The sequence below is a fragment of the Ruegeria sp. genome (assembly GCF_040830605.1).
GTDB lineage: Bacteria > Pseudomonadota > Alphaproteobacteria > Rhodobacterales > Rhodobacteraceae > Ruegeria.
The window spans coordinates 350,026-361,994 of record NZ_JBFOMD010000004.1; the positions used below are offsets into that span (position 1 = coordinate 350,026).

At 62.4% G+C, this 11,969-nt stretch carries 17 protein-coding genes; 11 read left to right on the forward strand and 6 right to left on the reverse strand.

Going from position 1 to position 11,969, the window contains the following annotated elements; translation table 11 throughout:
• Positions 1-28: 28 nt before the first annotated feature.
• Together AB3N21_RS08420 and AB3N21_RS08425 are read left to right on the forward strand one after the other, a co-directional pair.
• On the forward strand, positions 29-1,216 hold the full coding sequence (locus AB3N21_RS08420) for a GNAT family N-acetyltransferase (protein ID WP_367934806.1): 1,188 nt from the start codon (positions 29-31) through the stop codon (positions 1,214-1,216).
• Positions 1,213-1,506 (forward strand): 4a-hydroxytetrahydrobiopterin dehydratase, encoded by a 294-nt coding sequence (locus AB3N21_RS08425; RefSeq protein ID WP_171178903.1) that lies wholly within the window; start codon positions 1,213-1,215, stop codon positions 1,504-1,506. The genes AB3N21_RS08420 and AB3N21_RS08425 overlap by 4 nt, the downstream gene beginning before the upstream one ends.
• On the opposite strand, the gene AB3N21_RS08430 is transcribed toward AB3N21_RS08425, so the two are convergent.
• From AB3N21_RS08430 to AB3N21_RS08445, 4 genes are all read right to left on the reverse strand, one after another.
• Complete coding sequence (locus AB3N21_RS08430; protein ID WP_367934807.1) at positions 1,503-1,811, reverse strand: hypothetical protein; 309 nt, start codon at positions 1,809-1,811, stop codon at positions 1,503-1,505. The genes AB3N21_RS08425 and AB3N21_RS08430 overlap by 4 nt on opposite strands.
• A 136-nt stretch (positions 1,812-1,947) precedes the next feature.
• A complete protein-coding gene (locus AB3N21_RS08435; RefSeq protein WP_367934808.1) occupies positions 1,948-2,295 on the reverse strand; it encodes a hypothetical protein in 348 nt (115 codons plus the stop codon).
• A gap of 13 nt (positions 2,296-2,308) precedes the next feature.
• Positions 2,309-2,554, reverse strand: coding sequence for a glycine zipper 2TM domain-containing protein (locus tag AB3N21_RS08440; protein ID WP_367934809.1), 246 nt, complete (start codon positions 2,552-2,554; stop codon positions 2,309-2,311).
• 123 nt (positions 2,555-2,677) lie between these two features.
• Positions 2,678-3,163 carry a peroxiredoxin gene (locus tag AB3N21_RS08445; RefSeq protein ID WP_171178897.1) on the reverse strand — a complete coding sequence of 162 codons (486 nt, stop codon included), beginning with the start codon at positions 3,161-3,163 and terminating at the stop codon, positions 2,678-2,680.
• Positions 3,164-3,261: 98 nt separating this feature from the next.
• Between AB3N21_RS08445 and AB3N21_RS08450 the strand changes: the two genes are divergently transcribed.
• The 4 genes from AB3N21_RS08450 to AB3N21_RS08465 all read left to right on the forward strand — a co-directional run bounded on the left by AB3N21_RS08450 (position 3,262) and on the right by AB3N21_RS08465 (position 6,003).
• Positions 3,262-4,473, forward strand: a complete 1,212-nt coding sequence (locus tag AB3N21_RS08450; RefSeq protein WP_367934810.1) for an NAD(P)/FAD-dependent oxidoreductase — start codon at positions 3,262-3,264, stop codon at positions 4,471-4,473.
• Entirely contained in the window at positions 4,470-5,021 is a 552-nt protein-coding gene (gene rsmD / locus AB3N21_RS08455; protein WP_367934811.1) for a 16S rRNA (guanine(966)-N(2))-methyltransferase RsmD, read from the forward strand. The genes AB3N21_RS08450 and rsmD overlap by 4 nt, the downstream gene beginning before the upstream one ends.
• Positions 5,022-5,132: 111 nt before the next feature.
• Positions 5,133-5,783, forward strand: a complete 651-nt coding sequence (locus tag AB3N21_RS08460; protein ID WP_367934812.1) for an HAD family hydrolase — start codon at positions 5,133-5,135, stop codon at positions 5,781-5,783.
• Positions 5,784-5,820: 37 nt separating this feature from the next.
• The gene (locus tag AB3N21_RS08465; protein WP_367934813.1) at positions 5,821-6,003 is read left to right on the forward strand and encodes a hypothetical protein; all 183 of its coding nucleotides are present in this window, start codon (positions 5,821-5,823) and stop codon (positions 6,001-6,003) included.
• Here AB3N21_RS08465 and map read toward each other — a convergent pair.
• Together map and sfsA are read right to left on the reverse strand one after the other, a co-directional pair.
• On the reverse strand, positions 5,991-6,803 hold the full coding sequence (gene map / locus AB3N21_RS08470; protein ID WP_367934814.1) for a type I methionyl aminopeptidase: 813 nt from the start codon (positions 6,801-6,803) through the stop codon (positions 5,991-5,993). The two genes, AB3N21_RS08465 and map, sit on opposite strands and share 13 nt — an antisense overlap.
• Positions 6,804-7,474: 671 nt before the next feature.
• Positions 7,475-8,182 carry a DNA/RNA nuclease SfsA gene (gene sfsA / locus AB3N21_RS08475; protein ID WP_367934815.1) on the reverse strand — a complete coding sequence of 236 codons (708 nt, stop codon included), beginning with the start codon at positions 8,180-8,182 and terminating at the stop codon, positions 7,475-7,477.
• Positions 8,183-8,232: 50 nt separating this feature from the next.
• On the opposite strand from sfsA, the gene AB3N21_RS08480 reads away from it, so the two are divergent.
• The 5 genes from AB3N21_RS08480 (at position 8,233) to AB3N21_RS08500 (ending at position 11,936) form a co-directional block, all read left to right on the forward strand.
• On the forward strand, positions 8,233-8,955 hold the full coding sequence (locus AB3N21_RS08480; RefSeq protein ID WP_367934816.1) for a competence/damage-inducible protein A: 723 nt from the start codon (positions 8,233-8,235) through the stop codon (positions 8,953-8,955).
• Positions 8,952-9,662: a GNAT family N-acetyltransferase gene (locus tag AB3N21_RS08485; RefSeq protein ID WP_367934817.1), complete on the forward strand. Its 711-nt coding sequence runs from the start codon at positions 8,952-8,954 to the stop codon at positions 9,660-9,662. The genes AB3N21_RS08480 and AB3N21_RS08485 overlap by 4 nt, the downstream gene beginning before the upstream one ends.
• 16 nt (positions 9,663-9,678) lie before the next feature.
• A complete protein-coding gene (locus AB3N21_RS08490) occupies positions 9,679-10,251 on the forward strand; it encodes a peroxidase-related enzyme (protein WP_367934818.1) in 573 nt (190 codons plus the stop codon).
• The gene (locus tag AB3N21_RS08495; protein WP_367934819.1) at positions 10,248-11,153 is read left to right on the forward strand and encodes an OmpA family protein; all 906 of its coding nucleotides are present in this window, start codon (positions 10,248-10,250) and stop codon (positions 11,151-11,153) included. Before AB3N21_RS08490 ends, AB3N21_RS08495 begins: the two co-directional genes overlap by 4 nt.
• A 63-nt stretch (positions 11,154-11,216) precedes the next feature.
• Positions 11,217-11,936 carry an SDR family NAD(P)-dependent oxidoreductase gene (locus AB3N21_RS08500; protein WP_367934820.1) on the forward strand — a complete coding sequence of 240 codons (720 nt, stop codon included), beginning with the start codon at positions 11,217-11,219 and terminating at the stop codon, positions 11,934-11,936.
• Positions 11,937-11,969 lie beyond the last annotated feature (33 nt).

Sequence of the window (11,969 nt, forward strand, 5' to 3'; positions counted from 1 at the left end):
ACAGATACTGATCAGGCGCGGAGGGTACATGGATCAGGCACAGATCGAAGTTCGGGTTCTAAGCTCCCTCGATCAGATCGGGGCAGAGGACTGGGATGCCTGTGCCTGTCCCGAGACCGCCGATGGCGGGCGGCCCCTCGATCCGTTCACCACGCACCGCTTTCTGCTGGCACTGGAACAAAGCGGCTCGGTCGGACCCGGCACCGGCTGGCAGCCGCAATACCTGACCGCCTATCTCGACGGCATGCTGATCGCCGCGGCGCCGATGTATGCCAAGTCGCACAGTCAGGGCGAGTATATCTTCGACCATAGCTGGGCCCATGCCTACGAACAGGCGGGCGGGCGCTACTATCCCAAGCTGCAGATCGCGGTGCCCTTCACCCCTGCCACGGGTCGGCGGCTGCTGGTGCGTCCGGGGTATGAGGGGATCGGTATGTCCGCTCTGGTTCAGGGCGCAGTGCAGCTTGCTGCCGACAATCGTGTCTCTTCGATCCATGTCACCTTCTGCACCGAAGACGAGGCGCGGGCGGGCGAGCAGATGGGCCTGCTGCACCGCGCCTCGCAGCAGTTTCACTGGCTGAACGATGGGTATCGCGACTTTGGCGGGTTTCTCGCCGCCCTGTCCTCGCGCAAACGCAAGAACATCCGCAAGGAACGGGCGCAGGCCTGCGCCTTTGGTGGCGAGATCAAAACGCTGACGGGGCCTGATCTGAGGCCCGAGCATTGGGATGCGTTCTGGGTCTTCTATCAGGACACCGGCTCGCGGAAATGGGGCTCACCCTATCTGACGCGCGAGTTCTTCGACATCGTGCACCACACCATGGCGGATGATGTGGCACTGGTGCTGGCCGAACGCCACGGACATCTCATCGCTGGGGCGCTGAACTTCGTCGGGCGCAAGACGCTTTACGGCCGCTACTGGGGTGCCATCGAACATCATCCATGCCTGCATTTCGAACTGTGCTATTATCGTGCCATCGATTTTGCGATCGTCGAAGGCTTGCACCGGGTCGAAGCGGGCGCGCAGGGCGAACACAAGCTGGCGCGCGGATATCTGCCGACGCAGACCCACAGTCTGCATTGGGTGGGTGATTCCGGTTTCGCCGACGCGGTGGCCCAGTATCTTGAGGCCGAACGCGCGGCGATTGGCGAAGAAATCGAGATTCTGACCGACTACGGTCCGTTCAGAAAATCGACTCCGGAGGAACAGCAATGACCGAACTTCTGTCGGAAGAGACCCGCGGCCCGCTTCTGGACCCTCTGTTCAAGAACGGCTGGACCATGGTCGAAGATCGCGATGCGATCACCAAGACCTTCATCTTTGACAGTTTTGTCGACGCATTCGGCTGGATGACCCGCGTGGCGATCTGGTCCGAGAAATGGGATCACCATCCGGAATGGAAGAATATCTACCGCACGGTCGAAGTGGTGCTCAGCACCCATGACGTTGGCGGAGTGTCGGCACTGGACGCCAAACTGGCGCGCAAGATGGACAGCCTATGCTAGCGATTGTCCGGTGAGGTCAGGCCACCTGCAAGCATTGCGGCTTGCCGCATCCGCAGAAACTCTTCCGGTGTCACCAGCCCGTCGCTGACGTCAATCCCTCGGGGCACACGCGTGCGCCGGTTACCGATCAACTGCATGCTGCGCGTACTTGCGTCGATCCTCAGGCAGCCGTTGTTGTAACATGTCAGATCACCGCTGTTGATCTGGATGAGCGTCTGTCCATCGCTGCCGGTGACCAGCGTGGCGCTGGGCACGTCACAGGCGGCAAGCAGGCATATCAGGGGATACAGTTTCCACTTGGTCATAACGACCTCTCGGGCATGTAGGACAACCACAGGTTAACTGGCGCGATCAGTTGGCACAAGAAAAGGCCGGGCGCTCGCGACAACTCACGACAGGCCAATGCAGGGTAACATTGGCCTGCAGGCGGGGCGCTGTCACTCAGTCGAGCAACCCATTCCCGTCCTGATCCGCCGCCTCGAAATCCTTGGCCATCCGCGCCCGATATTCGGCACTGGAAACGGCGTTGTTGCTGTTGGCATCAAGCTGTCTGAACGTCGCGAGATCGAAATGAGGTTTTGTCTCAGCCGAACTCAGCGCGCCGCTCTTGTCCACATCCATGGCCTTAAAGGCATAATCCGAGAAGGCGTCGAACTCACCGCGGGACACGGCACCGTCCTTGTCTTTGTCCATCGCGGACAGCTGGGCATCCGTCATGCCCGCAGTTTGTGATAGGGCCGCCGAGGCAGTCATGGCCAGCGCAACCGCCAGCGTTGTTCCAAGTTTCATGTCGAGCCCCCCGTTAACACGCGTATCTGCTGCCGGACACGGCGCCGGCGCTGGCACCTGCCGCCGTCAGGATGTCTCGCCCCGACCCGCCGCCAAACTGATTGCCGATCGCGCCGCCGATGAGGCCACCAACGACACTACCGCTCAGACAGGCGATTTCATGTTGCCGTGCTGCTTGCGCCTGAGGTGTCGGTGCGGGCGCGCAAGCGGCAAGCAGACCCGAAACGCATAAGGCAAAGCCTAGTACTTTCGATTTCATGGAAATAACTCCTGTTACTATACAGGAAAGTATTCTCTCAAATCAGAATAACAACAAGCTGAGTTCGCGTTACGCGGGAAAACCGGCAAATTGTGGCCCCGCCTGAAACGGGGCCACGTCGCGTTACATCGCGTCCAGCAACGCTTCGCCTGCGGACAACTCGCACACGCCCGGATTTTCCTCGACGTTCAGTGCTGAGACCTTGCCGTCCTCGACCAACATCGCATAGCGCTTGGATCGGGCCATCAGGCCCACGGGCGGCGCGTCGAACTGCATACCTATGGCGCCGGTGAACTCGGATTGCGCGTCGGCCAGCAGAGTCAGACCCGCATCGGCGGCACCGGTGGCCTCGCCCCAGGCATTCATCACGAAAGGATCGTTGACCGAGACGCAGATGATCTCGTCAACACCCTTTTCGTCGAACTGCGCCTTGGTGCGGATGAAGCTGGGCACGTGGGCCGAGTGGCAGGTCGGCGTAAAAGCGCCGGGTACCGCAAAGATCACCACTTTGCGTCCCTTGATCTTGCCGGACAGATCGACCGGTTCGGGCCCCTCGGCGCCCATCTGTGTCATGGTTGCATCGGGCAGGGTGTCGCCGATTGAAATCATCTTTGGGTACCTCATTGTTGGATTTGCGGTTCGGTCTTCCCCGGCATATAGCTGAGCGGGTGGATGTGACCACTGGTATTCTACAGGGCGGGAGGAATATGAGCCACATTGTCGTGATTGGCGCGGGCCAGGCGGGGTCGTCTTTGGTGGCCAGGTTGCGCAAGGATGGGTTTGAGGGAGAGATCACTCTGATCGGAGCCGAGCCGGTTCTGCCCTATCAGCGCCCGCCTCTGAGCAAGGCCTATCTGCTGGGCGAGATGGACGTTGAGCGGCTGTTTCTGCGGCCCGAGAGTTTCTATGCCGAGCAGAACGTCACGCTAAAACTGGGTCAGCGGGTGAGCGCGATTGACCCCGTCGCCAAGACCGTGACGCTGGGGGACGAGGTGATCCATTATGATCAGTTGGCGCTGACCACCGGGTCCGACCCGCGCCGCCTGCCTGCCGCGATTGGCGGCGATCTGGAGGGCGTGCATGTGGTCCGCGACTTGGCGGATGTGGACGCGATGGCGCCAGCGGTGACCGAAGGCGCACGGGCGCTGATCGTGGGGGGCGGATACATCGGGCTCGAGGCCGCCGCCGTCTGCGCCAAGCGCGGGGTCAAGGTGACATTGGTCGAGATGGCCGAGCGCATCCTGCAACGTGTGGCCGCGCCCGAGACCAGCGACTATTTTCGTGCTTTGCATACCGGTCATGGGGCCGATATCCGCGAGGGCGTGGGGCTCGCCGGCATCACCGGCGAGGATGGCAAGGTCACTGGCGCGGTGCTGAGCGATGGCACCGAACTGACGGTGGATTTCGTTGTTGTCGGAGTTGGCATCGCCCCCTCGACGCAACTGGCCGAGATGGCGGGGCTGGAGGTCGAGAACGGCATCAAGACCGACGCGCAGGGCCGCACCTCGGATGCGTCGATCTGGGCGGCGGGTGATTGCGCCTCGTTCCCGTTCAACGGCGTGCGCATCCGGCTGGAGAGCGTGCCGAACGCCATCGATCAGGCAGAGGTGGTGGCGCAGAACATGCTGGGCGCGGGCAAGGATTATGTCGCGCAGCCGTGGTTCTGGTCGGATCAGTATGACGTCAAGCTGCAGATCGCGGGTCTGAATACCGGTTACGATCAGGTGGTGACGCGCAAGGGCGAGGGGCTGACCAATTCGTTCTGGTACTACAAGGGCGGACAGCTTGTGGCCGTGGACGCGATGAACGACCCGCGCGCCTATATGGTCGGCAAGCGGCTGATCGACATGGGCAAGAATGCCGATCCCACCGTGGTCGCCGATCCCGAGGCTGATCTGAAACCGCTGCTGAAAGCGTGAGGATCATCTCCGGAAAGTTCCGGGGCCGGTCCTTGGCCTCGGTCGGCAAGGGGGATGCGGGTGCGCATCTGCGCCCCACCACCGATCGCGTGCGGGAAAGCCTGTTCAACGTGCTGACCCACCAGATCGACTTCGATGGCCTGCGGGTACTGGACCTGTTTGCCGGCACCGGCGCGCTGGGCCTCGAAGCGCTGTCGCGAGGGGCGGGCCACGTGACCTTTGTGGATGACGGGCGCGTTGCGCAGGGTCTGATCCGCAAGAATATCGGCCTGACCCGCAGCGGCGACCGGACCGACCTGATCCGCCGCGATGCCGTCCGGCTGGGCGACAATCCCGGTGATCCTTGCGCCCTCATCTTTCTCGATCCGCCGTATGGCAAGGGGTTGGGGCAAAAGGCCCTGGCAGCCGCGGTGGCGGGCGGTTGGGTGGCCGAGGACGCGTTGGTGGTTTGGGAAGAAAGCACTCCGATGGCCGCGCCCGAAGGGTTCGAACTGCATGATACGCGCAAATATGGCGACACGCATATCTCGCTGATGTGGCGGTGCTGAGGTTTCAAGAAGGGAAAAAGCCGCGTGGAACCGGCTTTCAAGCGGTTTCGAAACCGCTTGAACCAAGGCGTTTGCAGACGCCTTGGCGCGCGGAAGGCCGAGGTACGGCACATGCATGATCTGGTGATCTTTGACTGCGACGGGGTGCTGGTGGACAGCGAGATGATCGCCCAGCAAGTGATCGTTGACCGGTTGGCGCCATGTGGTCTGGTCCTTTCGACAAGGCAAAGTGCTGACCTGTTTGTCGGCGGGACTATCCAATCGGCGTCCGAAGAGGCGACGCGCCTTGGCGCGGATTTGCCTGCCGACTGGGTCCCGGAAACCTACTCGGCCATTTTCGAGGCGCTACGGGACAACACCCCGCTGATTGCCAACGTGGTGGACCTGCTCGATCAATTGGACCGTCGCGGCCTGCCATATTGCGTGGCCTCGAACGGGCCGCTGGCCAAGATGGAGATCACCCTCGGGCAAAACGGTCTGTGGCGGCGGTTCGAGGGGCGCCGTTGGTCCGCGCATGACGTCGGATACGCCAAACCGCATCCGGGATTGTTCCTGCACGCTGCCCACGCGATGAATGCTGAGCCGGAGGCCTGCATCGTGATCGAAGACAGTGCAAGCGGGGTCAAGGCTGCTGCAGCTGCCGGTATGCGCTGCCTCGGGTTTGCGGCGCATGGCGATGGGGCGGACCTGCGCGCATTGGGTGCCGAAGTGTTTCACGACATGGCCGAGGTGCCTGCACTGCTTGCATTGCACGGATCGTGAATTTGGCTGGCTCCCGGGATGTGATACCCTGCCGCCCATGGACCGCGCATTAACAACCTCACCATGGGGCCTCAGGCAGGATGCAGACACGACGACCGGGCCGGAGCCCAAACCGCTTCGCGCGCCGGTCTTTATCCATGACGCGGTGATCCCCTGGCGCGGCGAGACCCTGCTGCTGGCCCTGTGGCGCGAACAGCAGGGCGCGGATCAGGAGCCGTAAGTGGGGTGAAACTTGCCGCCGGGCGAGAGGGTAAAGATCTCGACCCCGTCCGCGGTCACGCCCACCGAATGCTCGAACTGCGCCGACAGCGATTTGTCGCGGGTCACGGCGGTCCAGTCGTCGGCCAGCGTCTTGGTCTCGGGACGGCCCAGATTGACCATCGGTTCGATGGTAAAGAACATGCCCTCTTCCAGCTTGGCGCCGGTGCCCGGGCGGCCGTAATGCAGCACGTTCGGCGGTGCGTGGAATACCCGGCCCAGCCCGTGGCCGCAGAAATCACGCACAACACTCATCCGGTGCGATTCGACGTAGGCCTGAATGGCGTGGCCAATGTCGCCGAACGTGTTGCCGGGCTTGACCATCTCGATGCCCTTGAATAGCGCATCATGGGTCACCTGGATCAGCCGCTCGGCCTTGCGTGGCAGTTTGCCCGCCACATACATACGCGAGGTGTCGCCATACCAGCCATCGACGATCACGGTCACGTCGATGTTCAGGATGTCGCCGTCCTTGAGTCGCTTGTCCCCGGGAATTCCGTGACAAACCACATGGTTGACCGAGATACAACTGGCGTGCTGATAGCCCTTGTAGCCAATGGTGGCCGAGGTGGCGCCCGCCTCGCCGACCATCTGGGTGATCAGCCGGTCAAGCTCACCCGTGGTCTGGCCGGGAAAGACATGTTCCGCGATGGTGTCGAGTATCCGCGCGGCCAGCGCCCCTGCCGCGTGCATCCCGGCAAAGTCGGCCTGTTCGTAGATGCGGATGCCGTCCTTGGTCAGGCGGCCACGATGTTCTTTCATCAACGCGGGGCTCCATCTGTTGCGCGCAGGCCCTTCTTTACGCTTCTCGCGCGAAAAGGGCCAGAGGGTGTGGGGTCGCGGAGTCGTTTTGCGAAGTTCAAATGGCGTGTTAACCGACGAGTTCAAGGCTCGTTTGCAACATGCACTATGATGCACGCGCAGAACCCAAGCGTCATATTGGAAATTGAATGGGCGAGACCAATTTCGCTTTGTAGAATTTAAGTCTATCTGAACTCATACTGAGTGTGTTCATACGACCCGCAGTTTTTCGTCGAACCACACATCCTCATATGAACCATCCGTCAGAAATCTCCACCCGGGTGGGAGTAGCAGGAACTTCAGCGCCAAAACACAACGTCTCTCCAAGTGCCATACGTGCATCGGCAAAAAGAAATCGTCTTCGTTCCGAAACTCGGCGCCTCCCCAGATGTACCAGCCTGTAGTTTCGTTGACATCCAGATGTCGTAAGCCATTCAGAGGCAATTCACTGTCAAGAGCCGATTGGGATATTCCAACTTTGTGCTCAAGCGAGGTTTCGTATGGAAGGGCCCCTACAGTTTTGCAAAATTCAATCTGGATGCTCTGAGTGTTGGCGTGCATTTTTGTTTCTTGGTTCGGCGAGTTTAGTTCGCGCAGCTCTCCATCACACTCGCAAAGGACACAAGATGATCCTAGCTGACATTCGAATTGACAGTTACATCCACCCGTACCTCGTCCGGTGATATCTGAGTGCTGAAGACCAGTCTTTCGACACCCTGCGCCTTCGCCGCCTCAAACGCCGTCGCATAGGCTGGGTCGATATCTGCCGCCAAGGCAAACCGGTGACAATCCGTGCGCTGTACCAGATAGAGCATGATCGCCCGGTGCCCTTCGGCCGCCATCGCCGCCAGCTCGCCCAGATGTTTGGTTCCACGCGCGGTAACGCTGTCGGGGAACTCGGCCAGACCGGGTTGGCGAGAGAGGGTGACGCTTTTGACCTCGACATAGGCATCGGGCAGGCCCGGCTGGGTCAGCAGAAAATCGATGCGACTGCCCTGGCCATATTTCACCTCGGTCCGCACTGTCTTGTACGCGGCCAGTTCAGCAATCTCGCCGTTCTCCAGCGAGGCCCGCAGCGCCTTGTTGGGGACCGATGTATCGACCCCGGTAAAATGCCCATTCTCGTGATCGACCAGCCGCCAGCCATATTTCAGCTTCTTCTTCGGATCGTCGTTCGGCTCCAGCCAGATCCGCATCCCCGGCTCGGCCAACCCCATCATGCTGCCTGGATTGGCACAATGCGCAGTGACCTCGCGCCCGTCCTCCAGCGTACAGTCGGCCAGAAAGCGTTTGTAGCGGCGGATCAGGCGGGCGGGAACAAGAGGGGTTTGAAAGCGCATGAGCTCAGGCCTATACCTGCGCAAGGGGTCGTTCAAGAGATGAGGGTGCCATGGCCAATCCAACCGCCGCAATGCTCGTGATCGGGGATGAAATCCTGTCGGGCCGCACCCGCGATGCCAATATGCACTTTCTGGCCGGAGAACTGACCAAGCACGGCATCGACCTGAAGGAGGTGCGCATCGTCAGCGATGAGGCCGAGGCGATCGAGGCGGCGGTCAGCGCGCTGTCGGCGGCCTATACTCATGTCTTCACCAGCGGCGGGATTGGGCCGACCCATGACGACATCACCGCCGATTGTATCGCGCGGGCCTTTGGCGCGCATCTCGATGTGCGCGACGACGCCCGGGCGCTGCTTGAGGCGCATTACGACAAGACCGGGCTGGAGCTGAACGCGGCCCGCCTGCGCATGGCGCGCGTCCCGGAAGGTGCCACGCTGATCGAGAACCCGGTCTCAACCGCGCCTGGCTTCACCCTGCGCAACGTACATGTGATGGCCGGGGTGCCCAATATCTTTCAGGCGATGGTGGCCAGCGTGCTGCCGACGCTGACCGGCGGCGCGCCGCTTTTGTCGCAGACCCTGCGGGTGAATCGGGGCGAGGGCGATATTGCGGCCATGCTATCGGCGCTGGCATCGGATTTTGATGACCTTTCGATTGGCTGCTACCCGTTTCAGGTGAACGGCGCCTACGGGGCTAACGTGGTGATCCGGGGAACCGAGGGCGCGCGGGTGGATGCCGCCATGACCCGTCTGGCGAAGGAGCTGGCACTTTGAGCCCCAATTGGTTCGACGTGGTCGATGGCACTTGGCCCGCCGCGCGATATGAGCGGTGCGGGCCGTTTCTGCTGCGCGAGGGGCAGGGCGGCGGCTCACGCGTTTCTGCCGCCACCGGTCTCGCGCGGGCAAGCGAGGCCGACATCGACGTGGCCGAGGCGGCGATGCTGGCCATGGGGCAGAAACGCATCTTCATGCTGCGTCCGGGGGACGAGGCTCTGGACGCGCAGCTTGCGGCGCGCGGTTACAAGATCCTCGACCCGGTCAACATCTATGCCTGCCCGGCCAAACAGCTGACCGATCTGGAAATCCCCCGCGTTACCGTCTTCACCCTGTGGGAGCCGCTGGCGATCATGCGCGAGATCTGGGCGCAGGGCGGCATCGGCCCGGAACGGCTGGCGGTGATGGAGCGTGCCGAGGGTCCCAAGACCGGGTTGCTGCTGCGGCACAGGGACAAGCCCGGCGGCACCGGCTTTGTCGCCCTCCATGACGGCACCGCCATGGTGCACGCGCTGGAAATCCTGCCCGCGCAGCGCCGACAAGGTCTGGGCCAATGGGCCATGCGCGGCGCGGCCTTTTGGGCGCTGGACAACGGGGCCGAGACCCTTAGCGTGATCTGTACCAAGGCGAATGAGGGCGCCAATGCGCTCTATCGCTCTCTGGGGATGGAAATCGTCGGAGCGTACCACTATCGCCAGCTTGTCTGAGGGGAGAGAGACAGTCGTGACCGATCACACACAGCCCACCGCGCTGGACCTGCCGATGGTGGACCCGCTGCCGCCCGAGACGCAGAAGTACTTCGATATCTGCATCGAAAAGCTGGGCATGGTGCCGAACGTCCTTAAAGCCAATGCGTTCGATATCGACAAGCTGAACGCATTCACCGGGATGTATAACGACCTGATGCTGGCCGACAGCGGGCTTTCCAAGCTGGAACGCGAGATGATCGCGGTGGTGGTCTCGTCGATCAACAAATGCTTCTACTGCCTCGTGGCGCATGGGGCAGCGGTGCGGCAGTTGTCGGGCGATCCGCAGTTGGGCGAGATGCTGGTGATGAACTACCGCGTGGCACCACTTGATGCGCGGCAGCGGGCGATGCTGGATTTCGCCGCCAAGATGACCACCGCCAGCGCCGAGATCGAGGAACCCGACCGACAGCGCCTGCGCGATGTGGGCTTTACCGACCGCGACATCTGGGACATTGCCAATGTGGCCGGATTCTTCAATATGTCCAACCGGGTCGCCAGCGCCACCGCCATGGTTCCCAACGACGAATATCACGCCCAGTTCCGATGATCCGGCACCTTGCCCTCTGCGCCGCGCTGGCGGTGGGACCTGCTTTAGCGCAGGAGCTGAGCCTTCCCGGCGGCGCGCGGCAGTTGACCGAGCGGATAAGCGCCTTGGACAGCTACGACCTGCCGGTTGGTGTCTTCACGGGCGATGCGGTTCCCACCCGCACGCTTGAGGGTCGGATCGAGCGGCGCACATGGCGGGTGCAGGCCGGGTCGCGCACCACGCTGCAGGTTCTGGCCCCGCTGCGCGAGCAGATCGAGGCGCAAGGCTACGAGATCCTGCTCGACTGCGAGGCCCGCCAATGCGGCGGCTTCGATTTCCGTTTCGGAACCGAGGTGGTGCCCAACCCGGACATGTATGTGGCGATCCGCGACTACCGTTTTGTCTCGGCCACGCGGGGGGACGAGGCGCTGAGCCTCTTGGTCAGCCGCAACCCGCCGGACGCCTATATCCAGCTCATCCGGGTAATCCCGAATGGCAGCGATGATCATGTGCCGCTGGTGGTGACGGAAACCGCCTCGGGGTCAGAAGGGTTGCTGGCCGAGTTGCATCGCGATGGTCGGGCCATTCTGGACGATCTGGTGTTCGGTTCCGGCGCCGCTGCATTGGGCGAAGGACAGTTCGCCTCTCTGACTACGCTGGCTGGTCTGCTGGACGAGGACCCCAAGTTGCGGGTGGCCCTTGTCGGTCACACCGACGATGTGGGCACGCTCGAAGGAAACATCGCCCTTAGCCGTCGCCGGGCCGAAGCAGTGCGCGCCCGTCTGATCGAGGCACATGGCGTGGACGGCGAACGGATCGAGGCGCGGGGCGTCGGCTATCTGGCGCCGCGCACCTCGAACAGCACCGCTGAAGGGCGCGAGGCAAACCGCCGGGTCGAGGCGGTACTGCTTGGCAGCCGTTAGCCCTCTCTTGACGTTCCGCGACTGCGGCGCATCTCCTGTCATAACCTGACGGAGGATGGAGCCATGGCAGACTCGCAACCGAAACCAACCGCTCTGATCGTCGGTGTGGGTACTGGACTTTCGGCCTCGTTTGCACGCGAGTTGGCAGGGGCGGGGTACGCCCTGCACCTGACGGCCCGTGACACCTCGGATCTGGCCGGGTTTGCTGCTGAGACTGACGCCACCCTGCACCAGTTGGATGGTACCGACGCCGAGGGTATGGCCGATCTTGTGGCCAACCTGCCCGGTGAATTGCGCGTGGCCTGCTACAACCCGTCCGCCCGGCAGAGGGGACCGCTGATCGAGCTGGACCCCGAAACCGTGCGCAAGGCGGTCGAGGTGACGGCGTATGGTGCGTTTCTGCTGGGGCAGGCAGCGGCGCGGCGTATGTTGGACCAACCGCTCGAAAACGGTCGGCGCGGTACCATCCTGTTCACCGGAGCGTCGGCGGGTGTGAAGGGATTTGCCCATTCCGCGCCCTTCGCGATGGGCAAATTCGCGCAGCGCGGGTTGGCGCAATCCATGGCGCGTGAGTTGCACCCCAAGGGCATTCACGTCGTCTGGATCAATATCGACGGCGGCATCCGCAACGTCGCTCGGCCCGAGCGGACCGAGGCGGCGGACAATCCCGACAGCATGCTTAACCCTGACGCCATTGCGCGGGAATACATGCACCTGATCTGTCAGGACCGCTCGACTTGGTCGAACGAACTGACCCTGCGGCCATGGGTCGAAACCTTCTGACCAATACGCCCGTACCGTGATCCTTGCAAACGG